At 42.0% G+C, this 17,951-nt stretch carries 14 protein-coding genes; 8 read left to right on the top strand and 6 right to left on the bottom strand.

Annotated features, from left to right (window positions below; all coding sequences use genetic code 11):
* Positions 1-77: 77 nt before the first annotated feature.
* Positions 78-2,108 (bottom strand): urocanate hydratase, encoded by a 2,031-nt coding sequence (locus I2F76_RS06860; protein WP_049486239.1) that lies wholly within the window; start codon positions 2,106-2,108, stop codon positions 78-80.
* A 199-nt stretch (positions 2,109-2,307) separates the two neighbouring features.
* Here I2F76_RS06860 and hutI point away from each other — a divergent pair, with 199 nt between their 5' ends.
* The 3 genes from hutI to I2F76_RS06845 all read left to right on the top strand — a co-directional run bounded on the left by hutI (position 2,308) and on the right by I2F76_RS06845 (position 8,723).
* Positions 2,308-3,555, top strand: coding sequence for an imidazolonepropionase (gene hutI, locus I2F76_RS06855; RefSeq protein WP_049486240.1), 1,248 nt, complete (start codon positions 2,308-2,310; stop codon positions 3,553-3,555).
* Between the two features lie 291 nt (positions 3,556-3,846).
* Positions 3,847-6,231, top strand: coding sequence for a phosphoketolase (locus I2F76_RS06850; protein ID WP_049497966.1), 2,385 nt, complete (start codon positions 3,847-3,849; stop codon positions 6,229-6,231).
* A 389-nt stretch (positions 6,232-6,620) separates the two neighbouring features.
* Positions 6,621-8,723, top strand: a complete 2,103-nt coding sequence (locus I2F76_RS06845) for a surface-anchored 5'-nucleotidase (RefSeq protein WP_195487513.1) — start codon at positions 6,621-6,623, stop codon at positions 8,721-8,723.
* Between the two features lie 279 nt (positions 8,724-9,002).
* On the opposite strand, the gene I2F76_RS06840 is transcribed toward I2F76_RS06845, so the two are convergent.
* From I2F76_RS06840 to I2F76_RS06830, 3 genes are read right to left on the bottom strand one after another with little or no spacing between them, the layout of a single operon-like run.
* The gene (locus tag I2F76_RS06840; RefSeq protein ID WP_155170326.1) at positions 9,003-9,410 is read right to left on the bottom strand and encodes a hypothetical protein; all 408 of its coding nucleotides are present in this window, start codon (positions 9,408-9,410) and stop codon (positions 9,003-9,005) included.
* A complete protein-coding gene (locus I2F76_RS06835; RefSeq protein WP_155170162.1) occupies positions 9,391-10,293 on the bottom strand; it encodes a phosphodiester glycosidase family protein in 903 nt (300 codons plus the stop codon). The genes I2F76_RS06840 and I2F76_RS06835 overlap by 20 nt, the downstream gene beginning before the upstream one ends.
* Positions 10,280-11,332: a bifunctional glycosyltransferase family 2/GtrA family protein gene (locus I2F76_RS06830; RefSeq protein WP_031576918.1), complete on the bottom strand. Its 1,053-nt coding sequence runs from the start codon at positions 11,330-11,332 to the stop codon at positions 10,280-10,282. Before I2F76_RS06830 ends, I2F76_RS06835 begins: the two co-directional genes overlap by 14 nt.
* A 304-nt stretch (positions 11,333-11,636) precedes the next feature.
* On the opposite strand from I2F76_RS06830, the gene rpsF reads away from it, so the two are divergent.
* The 5 genes from rpsF to I2F76_RS06805 all read left to right on the top strand — a co-directional run bounded on the left by rpsF (position 11,637) and on the right by I2F76_RS06805 (position 15,696).
* Positions 11,637-11,927 carry a 30S ribosomal protein S6 gene (gene rpsF / locus I2F76_RS06825; protein ID WP_003005040.1) on the top strand — a complete coding sequence of 97 codons (291 nt, stop codon included), beginning with the start codon at positions 11,637-11,639 and terminating at the stop codon, positions 11,925-11,927.
* 20 nt (positions 11,928-11,947) lie between these two features.
* Complete coding sequence (locus tag I2F76_RS06820; RefSeq protein ID WP_003008622.1) at positions 11,948-12,445, top strand: single-stranded DNA-binding protein; 498 nt, start codon at positions 11,948-11,950, stop codon at positions 12,443-12,445.
* A gap of 41 nt (positions 12,446-12,486) precedes the next feature.
* Positions 12,487-12,726: a 30S ribosomal protein S18 gene (gene rpsR / locus I2F76_RS06815; RefSeq protein WP_000068664.1), complete on the top strand. Its 240-nt coding sequence runs from the start codon at positions 12,487-12,489 to the stop codon at positions 12,724-12,726.
* A gap of 108 nt (positions 12,727-12,834) precedes the next feature.
* Entirely contained in the window at positions 12,835-13,356 is a 522-nt protein-coding gene (locus I2F76_RS06810; protein WP_031576887.1) for a GNAT family N-acetyltransferase, read from the top strand.
* 264 nt (positions 13,357-13,620) lie between these two features.
* Positions 13,621-15,696, top strand: coding sequence for an ATP-binding cassette domain-containing protein (locus tag I2F76_RS06805; protein WP_031576886.1), 2,076 nt, complete (start codon positions 13,621-13,623; stop codon positions 15,694-15,696).
* A 491-nt stretch (positions 15,697-16,187) separates the two neighbouring features.
* Here the strand turns inward: I2F76_RS06805 and I2F76_RS06800 are convergent, their stop codons facing one another.
* Together I2F76_RS06800 and I2F76_RS06795 are read right to left on the bottom strand one after the other, a co-directional pair.
* Positions 16,188-16,865, bottom strand: coding sequence for a DUF1129 domain-containing protein (locus I2F76_RS06800; protein WP_031576885.1), 678 nt, complete (start codon positions 16,863-16,865; stop codon positions 16,188-16,190).
* A gap of 28 nt (positions 16,866-16,893) precedes the next feature.
* Positions 16,894-17,838, bottom strand: a complete 945-nt coding sequence (locus tag I2F76_RS06795; RefSeq protein WP_031576884.1) for a magnesium transporter CorA family protein — start codon at positions 17,836-17,838, stop codon at positions 16,894-16,896.
* Positions 17,839-17,951: the final 113 nt, after the last annotated feature.

Here is a 17,951-nt window from a genome sequence, read left to right as displayed (position 1 = left end):
ACCTCTTTTTATAGGAGAAGTTGGGGAGGAGGAGTCTTTGCATTTTCCTCCCCTTTCTCAGTTTTTATTTTTTGATGTTAAAACAATTTTTGAACGGCTTCTTTGACCAAATCTTCATCTGCCAGATACGGAATGGTGATGTGGTCTGTTCCTGCATGGAGACGGTTGTACTCGATCGCTGTTTCAATGGCATGGTTATTCCGTGCCCAGTTCCGACGAGCAACCCCACCCATAGTGTCCCAGGCAATGGCAGACTTGATGATTTCATCGATCCGGTGGCTACCGTCTAGGACGAGACCAAATCCACCGTTGATAGCTTTACCGATACCAGTACCACCACCGTTGTGGAGAGCGACGAGACTCATACCGCGAGCAGCGTTACCAGCGTAACATTGAACCGCCATGTCACAAGTGACGTTCGAACCATCTTTGATGTTTGATGTTTCACGGAATGGAGCATCTGTACCAGATACGTCGTGGTGGTCACGTCCGATCATGACTGGTCCAATCTTACCTTGGCGAATGAGTTCGTTGAATTTCAAAGCAATGTTGACACGGCCCATACAATCTTGATAGAGGATACGTGCTTGTGTACCAACCACCAATTGGTTCTTTTCAGCATCGCGGATCCAGTTGTAATTGTCGCGGTCTTGGTAGCGACGAGTTGGATCGATCGCTTCCATAGCTGCATGGTCGGTTGCAATCAAGTCTTCATGTTTACCGCTGAGGCAGACCCAACGGAATGGACCATAACCATAGTCAAAGAGCATAGGTCCCATGATATCTTCTACATAAGATGGCCAAATGAAGCCATCCTTGTCATCCAAGCCATTCTTAGAAATTTCCTTGATACCTGAGTCGTAAACAGATTTCATGAAGGCATTACCGTAGTCGAAGAAGTAGGTACCTTTAGCTGTCAAGGCTTTGATCACTGCAAAGTGACGAGCCAAGGTTTCATCAACCAAACGGCGGAAGGTTTCTTTGTCTTCTGCCAGCAAACGTGTCCGTTCTTCAAAGCTAATGCCAACTGGGCAATAGCCACCATCATAAACGTTGTGGCAAGAGGTTTGGTCAGACAAGAGATGAACGTGGACATTGTGTTCGTTGACATATTCGAGCAAGTCTACGATATTACCATGGTAGGCAATCGAAGTTGATTCACCAGCTTCCAGTGCTGCTTGAGCCAATTTCACAGCTTCTTCCGCACTGTCGGTCACTTGGCTAATCCAGCCTTGAGAGTGACGAGTTTCGATCCGAGAGCGGTCCACTTCTGCAACGATGGCAACCGCTTTTGCGATTTCAGCTGCTTTCCCTTGAGCTCCGCTCATTCCACCGAGACCAGATGAAATGAAGAGTTTACCGGTCAAGTCGCCATCATCAGGCACACCGAGTTTGAGACGACCAGCATTGAGAAGGGTGTTGAAAGTACCGTGAACGATCCCTTGTGGACCGATGTACATCCAGCCACCGGCTGTCATCTGACCGTAGTTGGTAACGCCCATTTCTTCAGCAATTTCCCAGTCGCGCATGTTATCATACTCACCGATCAAGAGACCGTTGGTAATGACGACACGAGGAGCTTCTGGTTTTGATTTGAAGAGGCCAAGAGGGTGACCCGATTCAACCACCAAGGTTTGGTCTTCTGTCATGACTTCCAAGTATTTCTTGATCAAGTTGTATTGCATCCAGTTGGCACAGACAGATCCTGTTTCCCCATAAGTGACCAATTCATATGGATAAAGAGCAATTTCAAAGCTCAAGTTGTTGTCGATCATGACCTGCATAGCCTTAGCAGCAGTGCATTTTCCTTTGTACTCATCGATTGGTTTTCCATAGATGCGATCTTTTGGACGGAAGCGATAGCCATAGATCCGACCGCGCGTTCTCAGTTCTTCCAGAAATTCTGGGATCAACTCTTGGTGGAATTTTTTAGGAATGTAACGCAAAGCGTTTTTAAGGGCAATTTCAGTCTGAGCTTGCGTTAAGCGGAAGCCTCTATCAGGTGCACGACGGATGCCTTCTTGAAAAGTCGCCTTTTCGGGTAGGACATCAAAGTCAAGTTTGACAGACATAGCAGCTGCAATTTCTTTCTCGTCTATAAATGACATAGCAGAACCCTCCTTATAGTTGGACTGTGAATTTGTATTTTCTTTATTGTATCCAAGAAACGTCAATAAAGAGTCAAAAAAAAATATAATTTTTAATAAAGCAAAAAAAAATGAGGGAAAAACTTTTTGACTTTTTTTTGACGCTTTTCCTGTAGAATTGTAAAATGAATAACAATGGAAATAGAAAGGAATGTTTCATATGTCTGCTGATATCCTATTAACCCACTTTAACCAATTGTTTTGTCCGAATGATCTGGGTCATCCTCTCTATGGCAAGGAGATGGCAGAGGCAAAAATTCTTTCCGATGCTTATATCGCCATTAAAGATGGAAAGATTCTTGCAGTTGGGACAGGTCAACCAGACCCTGAACTGATCGATGACCATACGGAAGTGAAATCCTGTGAAGGAAAAGTTGCGACTCCTGGCCTGATTGACTGCCACACCCACTTGGTCTATGGAGGTAGTCGGGAACATGAATTTGCGAAAAAATTAGCGGGTGTTTCTTACTTAGACATCCTCGCCCAAGGCGGTGGAATTCTGAGCACGGTTCGGGCGACACGGGAAGCTTCTTTTGAAAATCTCTATGACAAGTCCAAACGACTGTTGGATTACATGTTGCGTCATGGGGTGACTACTGTTGAAGCCAAGAGTGGTTATGGTTTGGATTGGGAAACGGAAAAACGCCAGTTGGATGTTGTGGCTGCCTTGGACCGTGACCATGAAATTGATCTGGTTTCGACCTTTATGGCAGCCCATGCGATTCCCATAGAATACAAGGGCCGTTCCCAAGAATATTTAGATCTCATTGTGGAGCAAATGCTTCCCAAAGTGAAGGAAGAAAAGCTAGCTGAGTTCTGTGATATCTTCTGTGAAAAAGGTGTCTTTACAGCAGATGAATCTCGCTATCTTCTTTCAAAAGCTAAGGAGATGGGCTTCAAGCTGCGGATCCATGCCGATGAAATCGAATCCATTGGTGGCGTGGATGTGGCGGCGGAATTGGAATCTACTAGTGCAGAACACTTGATGGTGATTACCGATGAAGGCATTCAAAAATTAGCTGCAGCAAAAGTGATTGGAAATCTTTTGCCAGCTACAACCTTCAGCCTCATGGAAGATACCTATGCACCGGCTCGTAAGATGTTGGACGCTGGCATGGCCATCACCCTGACAACAGATAGCAACCCAGGGTCTTGTCCAACAGCCAATCTCCAGTTTGCCATGCATCTGGGTTGCTTCATGATGCGCCTAACTCCAGTAGAAATTCTCAATGCAGTGACCATTAATGCAGCCTATTCAGTTGATCGTGCTAAAACAATCGGCTCTTTCGATGTTGGCAAACAGGCCGACATCACGATTTACGATGCACCTAATCTAGATTATCTCTTCTATTTCTTTGCGACAAATCTCGTGACAGATGTCTACAAGAAAGGTCAAAAAGTCATTTAACCTCCTCCATTTCATTTGGGACTTTGCTCGTTTGCAAAAATCAGCAAAGTCTTTTTTTAAAACCTATCCCTGTAGGGAATGGAACCACTTTAGTGGGAAATTAAAATTTGACGTTCAAAGAATATTTTTCTTACTTTCTGATGTACAAAAAGGGAAATTCTTGATAGAATAGAAGTAATATTGAATATTTTCTTCAATATCATCTGTTTGTCGTGAAAACAGATTGTTTAAACTATTGATCAAACGAACAGGTTGTTCAACAGACCTGTCTAGAAATTGTGAGGAGACAAGATGACTGTCGATTATAACAGCAAAGCTTACTTGGATAAAGTAGACGCTTGGTGGCGTGCAGCCAACTACATTTCAGCTGCTCAAATGTACTTGAAAGATAACCCATTGTTGAAGCGCGAAGTCGTTGAAAATGACTTGAAGGCTCACCCAATCGGACACTGGGGAACTGTACCAGGGCAAAACTTTATCTATGCTCACTTGAACCGTGCCATCAACAAATACGACTTGGATATGTTCTACATTGAAGGACCAGGTCACGGTGGACAAGTAATGGTATCGAACTCTTACTTAGATGGTTCTTATACTGAATTGAATCCAAACATCCCACAAAATGAAGAAGGTTTCAAACACTTGTGTAAGATCTTCTCATTCCCAGGAGGAATCGCTTCTCACGCAGCGCCTGAAACACCAGGATCTATCCACGAAGGTGGAGAACTTGGATATGCCCTTTCTCACGCTGCAGGTGCTGTATTGGATAATCCGGATGTGATTGCTGCCACAGTTATCGGTGATGGTGAAGGTGAAACAGGTCCATTGATGGCTGGTTGGTTGTCAAATACCTTCTTGAACCCAGTCAACGATGGGGCGATCCTTCCAATCTTCTACCTCAATGGTGGGAAGATCCACAACCCAACGATCTTCGAACGCAAAACAGACGAAGAATTGGCCCTCTTCTTTGAAGGTCTTGGTTGGAAACCAATCTTTGCGAATGTCACTGCAATTTCAGAAGACCATGAAGCTGCACACGCTTTGTTCGCTGAAAAATTGGACGAAGCAATTGAAGAAATCAAGAAAGTCCAAGCAGAAGCTCGTAAAGGTTCTGCTGAAGAAGCAACTCAACCAGTTTACCCTGTCTTGATTGCTCGTATTCCTAAAGGTTGGACTGGTCCAAAAGCATGGGAAGGAACACCTATCGAGGGTGGATTCCGTGCGCACCAAGTTCCAATCCCAGTAGATGCTCACCACATGGAGCATGTCGATGCTCTTCTTTCATGGTTGGAATCTTACCGCCCAGCTGAATTGTTCGACGAAACTGGTAAACTAGTTCCTGAAATTGCGGAAATTGCACCAAAAGGTGACCGTCGCATGGCGATGAACCCAATCACAAATGCTGGTGTGATCAAACCAATGAACACAGCTGATTGGAAGAAACATGCCCTTCAATTCAACACACCAGGTGAAATCATGGCTCAAGACATGATCGAATTTGGTAAGTATGCGGCAGACTTGGTAGATGCGAACCCAGATAACTTCCGTATCTTCGGTCCAGACGAAACCAAATCAAACCGTCTTCAAGAAGTCTTCACTCGTACAAGCCGTCAATGGTTAGGACGTATGAAACCAGACTACGATGAAGCCTTGAGCCCTGCTGGTCGTGTCATTGACTCTCAATTGTCAGAGCACCAAGCAGAAGGTATGCTTGAAGGATATGTCTTGACAGGTCGTCATGGATTCTTCGCCTCTTACGAATCCTTCCTTCGTGTTGTGGATTCTATGATCACTCAACACTTCAAATGGTTGCGTAAGTCTAAGACACATACAACATGGCGTAAAAACTACCCAGCCTTGAACTTGATTGCAACTTCAACTGTCTTCCAACAAGACCACAATGGTTACACTCACCAAGATCCAGGTATCTTGACTCACTTGGCTGAGAAAACTCCTGAATATATCCGTGAGTACTTGCCAGCAGATACCAATAGCTTGCTTGCGGTAATGGATGAAGCCTTCAAGGGAGAAGATGTGATCAACTTGATTGTTTCTTCTAAACACCCACGTCCTCAATTCTACTCAGCAGCTGAAGCAGAAGAATTGGTTCGTGAAGGATACAAGGTGATCGATTGGGCATCAACTGTTTCAGCAGATGAAGAGCCAGATCTTGTTATTGCAGCTGCAGGTACAGAGCCAAACTTAGAAGCTCTTGCAGCCATCACAATCTTGCACAAAGCCTTCCCAGAATTGAAGATCCGCTTTGTCAACGTTGTGGATATCTTGAAATTGCGTCACCCATCCGTTGATGCGCGTGGACTTTCAGATGAAGAATTTAACAAAGTCTTCACAACGGATAAACCAGTCATCTTTGCTTTCCATGGTTACGAAGGCATGATCCGTGATATCTTCTTCAACCGTCACAACCATAACCTTCGTGTACATGGTTACCGTGAAAACGGGGATATCACCACACCATTTGATATGCGTGTGATGTCTGAGTTGGATCGCTTCCACTTGGCACAAGATGCAGCTAATGCAGCTCTTGGAGATGCAGCAAGCGCATTTGCAGCGAAGATGGATGAAACAATCGCCTTCCACCATGACTACATCCGTGAAAACGGAGACGACATTCCAGAAGTTCAAAACTGGAAATGGGAAAACGTGAATAAATAAGAAAAGAGAGTGGGACAGAAATCGGTAATTCGTTAGAATTCGATTTCGTCGTCCCACCTCCGCACAGTTGAGTAGGGCTGTAAAAGCTGATGAAATCAGCGTAGTAGAGCCCACTCAACCACTGCGTCTTGCTCGACAATCCAAAAATAATTGAGAGGCTAGGACTTTTGTCCCAGCCTCTTTTGTGATGAACAGCAAGTAACAAAAGTAAGAGGATGAGAATAGATGTTCGGAAATCAAGCGTTTTCAAATAAAATTGCAAGAGTTTCCAGGAAAATATTGAAGTAAAACCGAAAAAATAGTAAAATGGAAGAGCTGATTGCAGCAATTCAACTGTTCTGCGTTCTCCTTTTAGGAGAAGTGTTCTACATTAGAAAATGGAGTATTCTATGAAGAAAAAAATTATCTTGAAAAGCAGTATCCTAGCGGTCGCTGCAGGTCTTAGTGTTTTTGCGATCAATAGCGTTTTTGCAGACGAATTGCCTGTGCAGTTCATGGGCGTCAATGACTTCCACGGTGCCTTGGAACAAACAGGGACAGCTCGTTTAGAAGGTGAAACTGTGAAAAACGCAGGAACAGCCCCACTTTTGGCAACCTATTTGAACGATTCGCAAAAAGACTTTGAAACAGAGAATGCAGGAACGCCTAATGCCAGCATCCGTGTGCAAGCGGGAGATATGGTTGGCGCTAGTCCAGCCAACTCTGCCCTCCTTCAAGATGAACCAACTGTAAAAGTCTTCAATGAAATGAACTTTGAATACGGAACTCTTGGTAATCACGAGTTTGACGAAGGACTTGGTGAATTCAACCGGATCATGAAGGGAGAAGCCCCAACACCTGGTCAATTCAATAAGATCGTCGATGAGTATCCTCATGAAGCTTCAAAACAAGAAGTTGTAATTGCCAACTTGGTTGACAAAGATACCAATAAAATCCCATTTGACTGGAAACCTTATACCATCAAAGAAATCCCAGTCAACGACAAGACCGTTAAGGTCGGATTTATCGGGGTTGTTACGACAGAATTCCCAAATCTTGTCTTGCGTAAAAATCATGAACAATACCGGGTTTTGGATGAAGCAGAATCGATTGCCAAATATGCGCGTGAACTGAATGACCAAGGCGTTCATGCTATCGCTGTCTTGGCCCACGTTGCTGCAACAAGTAAAAATGGGGTAGCAGAAGGTCCTGCTGCAGACATGATCAAAAAATTAAACCAAATCTATCCAGAAAACTCAGTGGATATCGTCTTTGCAGGTCATAACCACCAATATACAAACGGGATGGTTGGAAATACCTTGATCGTTCAAGGTACCTCTCAAGGGAAAGCCTACTCGGATGTCCGTGGAGTCCTAGATACAGATACAGCTGACTTTGTCAAAGCTCCAACTGCTAAAATTATTGCGGTAGATCCATCGAAAGGCAAAGCAAAAGATGCCAAGGTTCAAGCGATCATCGATGATGCCAATGCGACGGTTAAAAAAGTAACAGAAGCAAAAATCGGTACAGCAGAAAAAGCTGAAAATATTACCCGTGAATTGAATGCGCAAAAAGAAAGTGCTGTTGGAGATTTGGTCACAGCAGCGCAACTAGATATTGCCAAAAAATCAGGTTATCCAGATGTTGACTTTGCCTTCACCAATAATGGAGGAATCCGTGCAGACCTCGTGGTGAAACCAGACGGAACAGTCACTTGGGGTGCAGCTCAAGCAGTGCAACCATTTGGAAATATCCTCCAAGTAGTAGAAATCACTGGGGACCAAATCTACAAAGCTTTGGACCAACAATATGATGAGAAAGAGCTTTACTTCTTGCAAATGGCAGGGATCAAGTACACCTATACGAAACCAGCCGATGCAACGGAAGAAAATCCTTATAAGGTCGTGAAAGCTTACAAGGCAGATGGAACTGAAATTGATCGTAACAAGACCTACAAGGCGATTATCAACGACTTCTTGTATGGTGGCGGAGATGGATTCTCAGTCTTCCGTGATACAAAATTGATCGGTGCAATTAATCCAGATACTGAAGTCTTTATCCAATACATCGAAGATGTGAATAAGGCAGGGAAGAAGTTGTCTGCTTCAATCTTGGGCAATAAGACCTTTGTGGAAAAAGTGGAAGAAGAAACACCAACTCCAGAACCACAACCTCAACCAACTCCACAACCACAGCCAGCGCCAGTTGATCCAGTAAGTCCTGTAAATCCAGTCCATCCTGTGGCTCCAGTGTCTCCTGTTACTCCAAGTCGTCAATCAGAAACCCCAGTAACCCCAGCTCAACCAGCTGCAAGCGAAACAAAAGAAGTGGCAACCAACAAACCAGTCGCTGTCACTTATCATACAGGTGACCAAGCAGAAGCAGCTGCTACACCAGCAACCGGTCTTCCAAAAACAGGTCAAGAAGATTTGGCTTCAACAGTCCTTAGCCTCTTTGGTATGACCTCACTAGCTTTAGCGGGATTTGTAGCCAGCAAAAAACGTGAAGGTTAACTGGGCATAGCAAGTATACAAACTGTTTTTGCATAAAAAATTAAATGATTCTGCAATAGATATCATTTACTCCTTACTGGGACTTTCCGCCGTGAGAAAAGTGCTTGAAACAATATTGTTTCAAGCACTCGGGAGTTTTGAAACCTTAGGTTCAAAACTAAGTCATGGAACTTTGAAGAAGTTCGCTGACGTCCGTTCTCACCTAAGGAAAGTTTCTCAGAATACTTTGACTTCAAACTAAAACGTCCGTTCTATAAAGAAACGGACGTTTTTCATGTCTTAGACTGTTTTCTCAACCCAGACGCTGCGAACAAAGAAGAGACTGATCAGAGCCAGTGCTAGAAAGGCAACTCCAAGGTAATAATAGGGATGATCCATTGTGGTGGAGCGACCGGAGAGATTGACAATCCCTCGGTAGAGGGCTCCTGCTGTGAGCGTAGCCACTCCGGAATTCCAAAGATTGAGACTCAGGCGAGAGAGGCCTTTCACCATTAACTGTAGAGCCACTAACAGTGCCCCACCGATAAAAGGAATCAAGAAGAGGTAGTGCATGAAGGCAGAAGTTTCGCCAAAACTAAAGTGTTCGTAGATGCGACTTCCGACAAAGAAAAATGCTGAGATTAGAGTGTACCAGAGGATGGTCTTTTTCAACCGTTGTTTAATAGGGTTAGTAACCGATGTAGACAATGTCACTCACCGCCCTTTCTGAGATAGTACCATTTGTTGTTGGTTTGTTCATAACTTGGCCATTGAAGTAAAGGGTAGAAGATCCACCACCATCCAAGTTGTAGGCTGTTTTAACGCCATAAGACTTCATCACTTCCGCTAATTGGTAGAGAGATAGTCCTTCACTTTCTGAAGTCCGTCCATCTGACACGACGATAATGTAGTGGTTTTCATCGATGATCCCAATCGCTGTACGTGGGTTGGATGCCATGGATCGTCCAACTTCTGAGTTGGTGTCTACCGTAATCTCACCATTTTCAACTAAGGAAGGACCGAAAGCGAGGAGATTGACGACCCCGTCTTTGACCAATTGATCCGCAGAGATCTCATCTTCATAGATAATTTTGAAGGATCCATCCTTATAAATGGCTAAGTCGCCATTGCTAGAGTCTTCTCGAACGGTATCGCGGTAGACCACTCCATTTCGGATGACGTATCCTGTACTGTTAGCCCCGTAATAGTCACCATTCACTGCCAGAATGGCACTGTTGTTGGCAGCTGTGACAGAGGTCTTAGCTGTCACGTTGGTTCCGTATGTGTTTTGTGCAAAGGCTGTTTTGAGGTAGTCAGATGAGCTGACTGTGATATCTGCAATGTAAACCTGGGTATTTTCAACCGTTTTTTCTGTTAAAGTCACCTGGATATTGTCATCTGAATAGCTGGTATCGGTCGTTGTTGCCGATGCAGCTGCTTTTTTTGCTGCTTTAGTATCCGTAGTCGTAGCTTTTACGGTTTGGATGGCATCGGATAAGACAAAGGTCTTGAGCATCGAGTAGCTAAAACTGCTGGTCAAAAGAAGGCCAAAGCAGGCAGCATAGGTGTAGGATTTTTTAAAGAATTTCATGGTGGGGAGCAGTCCTTTCTTTGAAGATCACTTTTTTCTGGATCACCCATGAGACCAGAAAGAGGAGGAAGCCAACGACAATCTTACTGATCAGGAGATTGAGCCCGAAAGCAGTATAGAAGAGTCGAATCAAGAGCGTATCGAGAATAAAGAGGCCGAGGGCTAGGCCAAAGTAGCCACTTCCAGTTTTAGCGACGCTGTCTTTGTTCTTAAAGACTAGGTGCTTATTGGTCGAGTAGTTAAAGATGGAACTCGTTACACGAGCGATCCCATTGGCTAGGAGAATACGTAGACTAATGGGCACGGCCATCATCACGAAAAGGAAGAAGGCGTAGACCAGATAGTCAACGATAAAACTACTCAGAGAGGAGAGGGCAAATTTGAACATGTCCTTGTAGATCATGAGGCCATCTCGAATAGGTCGGAAATGGGAGCCTTCGTTGTCATTGATGTAGGCCGTCTCGATGGGAACTTCCACGATGGGGAAGGATTTGCTTGCTGCGAGGAGTACATTCATTTCATATTCATAGCGCTGTCCGTCAACCTCAAGCATGAAAGGCAAGAGATTCGTAGTGAAAGCCCGTAGGCCCGTTTGGGTATCGCTGACCGCCACTCCGGTTTGTTGCTTAAATAAGAAGCGGGTCAATTTATTTCCGAAGGCGGAACGCAAAGGAACTTTTCCAGAGAAGGCGCGGGCTCCTAGAATAAGTGTTCCAGGATGCTCTTGAGATTGGTTAACAACCCTGAAAATATCCCAAATTTTGTGCTGACCGTCTGCATCAGCTGTAACAATGCTTCCATAGGTGCCTCTTTCTAGGATGTATGCATAAGCAGTCTTGAGAGCTTGCCCTTTTCCTTGGTTGTGCTCATGGGTCAGAACTGTCGCAAGACCCTCTAATTTGTCAAAAATCACTTTTTTGTCAGCATCACTCCCATCGTCGACCACGATGATGTGGAGATCGCTCTTGGCGTGGACCAAGCGAACCAGTTTGACAAGATTCAGATCCGGTTGATAGGCGGGGATGATAAGATAATTCATAATCGTTCCTCGTTTCTTGAGATTTGTTGTAGCTAGTATAAAGACTCAAGCTTAAAGCTAACTGATATCAGTTTTCTTTAAGGAAAGGAGAGGAAGAGTGGGAATAGTTTCTTCTATAAAATATCATTTTTTAGGACATTTCTTTCTTTTTTCTCGAAGGGGACGTCCAGAAATCATTTTTTAAATCCTAAAGATAATTCTTGCCTTTGTTCGAAAAGTCTGGTATAATAGTTTCTTGTGAGTAAACCTCACTTACCCCTTGCAAAGACAGGGGGTCATTAGTCCAAAAGGAGGAACATTATCAATGGCTAAATACGAAATTCTTTATATTATTCGTCCAAACATTGAAGAAGAAGCTAAAAACGCTTTGGTAGCACGTTTCGATTCTATCTTGACTGACAACGGTGCAACTGTTGTTGAATCAAAAGATTGGGAAAAACGTCGTCTTGCATACGAAATCCAAGATTTCCGTGAAGGACTTTACCACATCGTAAACGTTGAAGCGAACGACGCTGTAGCTCTTAACGAGTTCGACCGTCTTTCAAAAATCAACGGTGACATTCTTCGTCACATGATCGTAAAAGTTGACGCGTAAGAAATCATCAGAGGTGACTTATGATTAACAATGTTGTACTTGTCGGTCGTATGACCCGTGATGCTGAACTTCGCTACACTCCAAGCAATCAAGCAGTTGCTACTTTCAGCCTAGCTGTCAACCGCAACTTCAAGAGTCAAAATGGAGAGCGCGAAGCCGATTTCATCAACTGTGTGATCTGGCGTCAGCAAGCAGAAAACTTAGCCAACTGGGCTAAGAAAGGTGCTTTGATTGGGATTACCGGTCGCATTCAAACACGTAATTACGAAAACCAGCAAGGTCAACGTGTTTATGTCACTGAAGTCGTAGCAGACAGCTTCCAACTATTGGAAAGCCGTGCAGCACGCGAAGGGCATGCAGGTGGTGGCTATTCATCAGGCAACGGTGGTTTTGCTGGAAATGCAACCCCAAGCTTTGGTGGATCTGAACCAAGCAATGCAGCGCCAAACTTTGGTCGTGAAGAAAATCCATTTGGAGCGAATCCAATGGATATCTCAGACGACGATCTTCCATTCTAAGAATGGGTTTAACGAATTAAAACTATAAAGGAGAATTAAACATGGCTCAACAACGTCGTGGCGGATTCAAACGCCGTAAAAAAGTTGATTACATCGCAGCAAACAAAATCGAATATGTCGATTACAAAGATACTGAGCTTCTTAGCCGTTTCGTTTCAGAACGTGGGAAAATCCTTCCTCGTCGTGTAACTGGAACTTCAGCGAAGAACCAACGTAAAGTAACAACAGCTATCAAACGCGCTCGCGTAATGGCTTTGATGCCTTTCGTAAACGAAGATTAAAAAAAAGACCCGGGTGGGTCTTTTTTTCAGGTCCGGGTGGGCCTCTTTGACCTTTCCCTAGCTCTAATCATGTTATAATGTGGGAAGAAATGTATCAAGGAGGGAACTATGAAGGAAGGTGTAATCATCAGGAGGATGATAAAGACAGATATTGAGCACATCTCTCAAGCCTTTATCCACCAAGGGTGGCCGGGTAGAAAGGATATCTTGACCAGCTATTTTCAGGATCAGGAGAATGGGGAAAGGGACGTATTAGTAGCTGAGTCGGATGGATTTGTGGCAGGCTATATCACTATATTACCTGCTGCCAAGCACGGCCCTTTCGTGGGAGTCTATCCTGAACTAACTGATTTTAATGTTTTTGAGCCATTTAGAAGTCGAGGAATTGGGAATCAACTCTTAGAAGAGGCGGAAAAAAGAGTCCGGCTACTATCAGAGATTGTTACTTTAGGGGTTGGTTTACACTCGGGTTATGGCCCAGCTCAAAGACTGTATGTTAAACGAGGCTATATCCCAGATGGATCTGGAATTTGGTTTAGGGATCGCCCCTTGGCCCCTTACAGTTCTTGTGAAAACAATGATGACTTAGTCCTCTATTTTTCAAAAAGATTGAACAATGATATGCAGTAAAATAATGCTCCATAATTATTGCAGTGCTTTTACCAACCACAGAAATTATAGAACAAGATTAATTTGTCAGACCTGCCTCTGGGCAGTTTTTTGTTTGCACTTAGATTAAATTTGATATGAAAGTCAATTGTCTAGTTGCAGATATAAACGGGAGGTGAAATTTTATTTGTTATAAAAGTATTTTACTCATTTAAATTGATATAGTTTGAAAAAAGAGCTATAATACCCTTGAAGGTAAGCGTTCTCATAAGGAGGTGGCCGTTAATGTTTGAAATTCATAACTTGTCTATTAAGTATGGCGAGAAAACACTGTTGCTACCAACATCTCTAAAGTTCAAAGAGGGAAAATTATATACAATTTATGGAAAATCTGGAGTTGGAAAAACTTCGTTACTGAATAAAATTGGTCTGATTTCAGAGTATGACCCTAAAGTAACTTATATTTATGATGGCTCCAAAATTGATACGAGTAACAAGAAGATTGTTTCATCCTTTATTGCGCAAAATCTAGCTTTTATATTTCAAAATCATAATCTAATAAATGATTTGACTGTGTATGATAATTTGAAAATTTCGCTAGATTTTTTCAATTTATCAGCAAAAGAAGTAGAAAAGAAAATAGATGATATTCTAAGTGAATTAGAGATTCTAGAATTGAAGGATGTATATCCAGAGGATTTATCAGGAGGAGAAGAACAACGTGTTGCTATTGCTAGAGGGATGGTAACAGATAAGAATATTATTTTAGCAGATGAACCTACAAATTCTTTGGATTCTGAAAATAGAGAGCTTGTCTCATCTTTACTGTTAAAACTAGCAAATAAATATAATAAAATCGTTATTGTAGTTTCTCACGATGAATATGTCATTAACAAAGGAGATATAAAGCTACATTTCGAAGACAAAAAATTAATTGGAATGAAAGAAGACATAGAGTGTAATTTTCAAAAAGAGTGGCATGCTAGTAAATTAAAGAAACATATTAGATTAAAGATCCAAAAGAAAAGGAAGGTACCTCCTTTACCTGTACTTTTATTAATACTAATTTCCTTCACAGTTTCGCTTGCAGTTGGTTCTATGAATATTCAATCATTATTTTCTTCTAAGTATCAAAGAATAATCAGTGATTCATTAGAAAATGGTTTCTTGGTTATTAATGATTCAATAGGACTTGGGACGAACAAGGTGATCGATGATTTCCAATCGCTATCGAATAAGGAAATACATCAAATTTCTGATAGTAGGAATGTATACAAATTAGAACCATATATTGAATTTCCTAGTATGGGAATGACTTTTGAAAATGCTGAAAACTATTTAAAAATTAGTCGAGATTTTTCACCGAATCTATCTATTAATGGAAAGAATATTCATTTATCCAAGAATTACAGTGTGCAACCGCTTTTCAATACGAATACGACTCAGAGACAGATAAAATACTTTGACAGGACTACAAATAGGGGGATATTTGTTTCGGAATCATTTATCAAAGAACAAAAACTAGAAGACATTGTAGCTGGGTCGGAGATGACACTTACATATTATGTCCCAATTAATATTTATGAATCTCATATAGATAAAGAAGGAAGTTATTCTAAATCTGACGGAGACCTATATGTGAAAGAGGAACAAACGTTTAAAATACTAGGGATCGTAAAAGAAGAATTTCCGTTTAACTATTCTGTAAATGATAACACCTTATTCATGGCGAGTGATGAAATGCTGAAAATACAGAGCAAATATATAGGTGCGGAGAGCAAACGGAGAGAAACCATTGATGATCTCCCTGTAAAAGAATGGGCACCAAGTGCAGTACATGTTACTGTAAAGGATAGCAAAGATGTCCCTCAGGAAATTAACCGTATTAAAAATATTTCGGATAAATTTTCGATTGTTTCGTCTTTCGAGAATTATAAAGAATTTAATAAAGGTTTAAAATACATAAAAAACTTTTTGCTAATTATTTCGTTTGTCATGCTTTTGCTTGTAGTTGCAATCTTATCTTTTGTCTTCTTTTTAATAAATCGAACGAGAAAATACGAAGTTGGCGTATTAAAGGCTATGGGATATAGTACAAAACATGTTTTTAGATTATTTATTCTCGAGTTATTAAATTATGGAAAGAAAATAATTACTTTATCAAGTGTTCTGCTTTTAATACTAACTCTATTAGCTATTCAAATGCTTCAATTAGAAGTAGTTGATATCATTCATTTCTATCTAGCTTCTATAGCGTCATTAATTATCCTTACGTTTGTTGTATTAATGACTAGTGGGCTTATTCCTATCTATCTGACAGGGAAGCAGCCTATTGTTGATGCCATTCGTAAGAATAGATAAATTGATTGGTCATAGTGGTCAAATACAATAAGCAATCGCTCAACATGGAAGTCACATATTCCCTATGGTCAACGAGCCAACGGATCTGTCTTAATCGGTGTAGGAGTAAACTCTCCATGGGGAGCTGTTAACCTATGGGGAGGTCAGCATTATTATTCTCTAGATTTTTAGAATTTCTTATGGTTAGATAGGATGAATGGCTCACTGCTGGATAAACAGTGGTGAGTTTTTTTATCCCCCATAATCAGGAGAATAGTGATGTTTCTTTTTTTGAAAATCTTTATTCCATAATGATCAATCCATTTAATCATGTGGTTCAGAGTAGAAAGTTTATTCAAAATTTTTTTGAGAGTTATTTTACATATTCTGGTTTGATAGGTTCATAGATCTGAACCTTATCCTCATATGTTAATTTAATAATAAAAACCCCCCAAAAGTTAGATTTTTTCTGTCTAACTTTTAGGGTGCAGTTTAACTTCATCCGTTTCTTTTTAACGTCGAGTTGCGGGTGCTGTGCTCGAACTTTTAATATTAAAGCGTTTCTTGAGGTAGAAGCGAAGGACAAGCGCTAGAGCTCCTAAAACGATGGCAAAAACATCTGGAATAGTTGGGTTGAGGACTTGTGGAAGTAATGATGTAAAGGACAAGACGATGACCCAAAGGAACATGACTCCGACAAGAATCGGCATGGATTTCCAAAGAGAGGGACGCTCACTGCGATCTTTTGTGCCATCCATATACTGATAGAAGAAGTAGTACATGAGATACAAGAGCAGAGCCCCTGTCAAACTTCCAAGGATCAAGGTTATCAACCCATAGCCTGTACGACGCGGTGCGACCAAGTTCATAAAGGCGCTAATCGCAGCAAAGACACCAAAGATAAAGAGGAAGGAATCCAAAATCATAAGAGAGGGAGCATCGTTTAATTTCGGATGCTCTTTTTCATAGCGTTCTTTCTCGCTGAAAGAATTCGCCCAAACAGTTGGAGCTCCAAAAAGAGTCCGTGCCGGAATCCCTTTTCCTTGGTTTTCATGGATAGCTGGAAGGATTTCTTGGATGAGGCTTTCTGCTTCTTCCTCTGATTTCCCGTTTTCAAGCAATTGGTGTTTGGCGATGCGGATAAATTCTTGGTTTTTCTTGCTGAGTTGATTCAAATCAAATTGAGACATAAATACTCCTTAGTGTTATTAGTAGGTGTTAGAACCATTTTTTATGGATGAGGTAGACGACGAGAGACCCGGTCAGGGCAAAAGCGATGAAAATGATGAGCCAGAAGGCGTTTGGTTCTCCATTGAGCGGTAATTCATTGTCTTTGAAGTTCATCCCATAGGCAGAGAAAATCATGGTTGGGATGGACATGACGATGGTCACCATGGCCAAGGTCTTCATGATGTTATTCTGGTTGTTGGAGATGATCGATGCGAAGGTATCGGTCATGGAGTGCAGGATATTTCCATAAATATCTGCCATCTCGATGGCCTGCTGGGTTTCGATCAAGGTATCTTCCAACAGATCCTCGTCTTCTAGGTATTTCTTGATGTTGCTAGTGGCACTGGTCAATTTCTTGATCACGCGCTCATTGGTTTTCAGAGAGGCCTTAAAGTAGACGATGGTTTTTTCCAACTCCATCAACTCAATCAGCTCTTCATTACGCGTTGATTTGTGCAATTGACTTTCAATCTGCTCGCTTTTGCGATCCAAGGTACGAAGCGCTGACAAGTAGAGTTCGGCGTTACGGTAGAGGATCTGAAAGATAAAGCGTGACCGCATAAAGGTATAGAAATTCCGCAAGCGTCGGTTGATAAAGATATCTAGAAGCGGCAATTTCTCCAAGCAAGTCGTGATAATAGCCTCTTCTGTTAGGATAATCCCTAGAGGAATCGTCACGTAGTAGGTCTGATTGTTCCGCTCTTCCTTGATGGGAACGTCGACGATGATCAAGGTATACTCATCTTCGATGGTCATACGGGACATTTCTTCCGCATCGAGTGGTGCCCGTAAGTCTGCAATATCGATATTAAAAGCAGAGGCGATTTCCATCGATTCACTTTGGGAAGGGTTCACAAGGTTGATCCAGCTACCGGGTTCCAGCGTCTCTATTTCTTTAAATTCAGTCGTTGTCGATAAAAAGACCTGTTTCATGGTGCCTCCCCTTGTTTTTTTACACCTTAACATTATATCAGAAAAAGGACGGTTTTGGATAAAAGAATACTAAAAAATTTGTTATAATGGAGGTTAACAAAAAGGTGATTAGA

Source organism: Streptococcus parasanguinis (assembly GCF_015557775.1).
Lineage (GTDB): Bacteria > Bacillota > Bacilli > Lactobacillales > Streptococcaceae > Streptococcus > Streptococcus parasanguinis_AA.
Note: the sequence above shows the minus strand (reverse complement) of the source record. Positions and strands in the feature narration are given on the sequence as shown.

What these genes read in the sequence shown, in the direction of transcription:
- I2F76_RS06860 (WP_049486239.1), bottom strand. Translation starts at nt 2,108, where the DNA reads ATGTCATTTATAGACGAGAAAGAAATTGCAGCTGCTATGTCTGTCAAA.
- hutI (WP_049486240.1), top strand. Translation starts at nt 2,308, where the DNA reads ATGTCTGCTGATATCCTATTAACCCACTTTAACCAATTGTTTTGTCCG.
- I2F76_RS06850 (WP_049497966.1), top strand. Translation starts at nt 3,847, where the DNA reads ATGACTGTCGATTATAACAGCAAAGCTTACTTGGATAAAGTAGACGCT.
- I2F76_RS06845 (WP_195487513.1), top strand. Translation starts at nt 6,621, where the DNA reads ATGAAGAAAAAAATTATCTTGAAAAGCAGTATCCTAGCGGTCGCTGCA.
- I2F76_RS06835 (WP_155170162.1), bottom strand. Translation starts at nt 10,293, where the DNA reads ATGAAATTCTTTAAAAAATCCTACACCTATGCTGCCTGCTTTGGCCTT.
- I2F76_RS06830 (WP_031576918.1), bottom strand. Translation starts at nt 11,332, where the DNA reads ATGAATTATCTTATCATCCCCGCCTATCAACCGGATCTGAATCTTGTC.
- rpsF (WP_003005040.1), top strand. Translation starts at nt 11,637, where the DNA reads ATGGCTAAATACGAAATTCTTTATATTATTCGTCCAAACATTGAAGAA.
- I2F76_RS06820 (WP_003008622.1), top strand. Translation starts at nt 11,948, where the DNA reads ATGATTAACAATGTTGTACTTGTCGGTCGTATGACCCGTGATGCTGAA.
- rpsR (WP_000068664.1), top strand. Translation starts at nt 12,487, where the DNA reads ATGGCTCAACAACGTCGTGGCGGATTCAAACGCCGTAAAAAAGTTGAT.
- I2F76_RS06810 (WP_031576887.1), top strand. Translation starts at nt 12,835, where the DNA reads ATGAAGGAAGGTGTAATCATCAGGAGGATGATAAAGACAGATATTGAG.
- I2F76_RS06805 (WP_031576886.1), top strand. Translation starts at nt 13,621, where the DNA reads ATGTTTGAAATTCATAACTTGTCTATTAAGTATGGCGAGAAAACACTG.
- I2F76_RS06800 (WP_031576885.1), bottom strand. Translation starts at nt 16,865, where the DNA reads ATGTCTCAATTTGATTTGAATCAACTCAGCAAGAAAAACCAAGAATTT.
- I2F76_RS06795 (WP_031576884.1), bottom strand. Translation starts at nt 17,838, where the DNA reads ATGAAACAGGTCTTTTTATCGACAACGACTGAATTTAAAGAAATAGAG.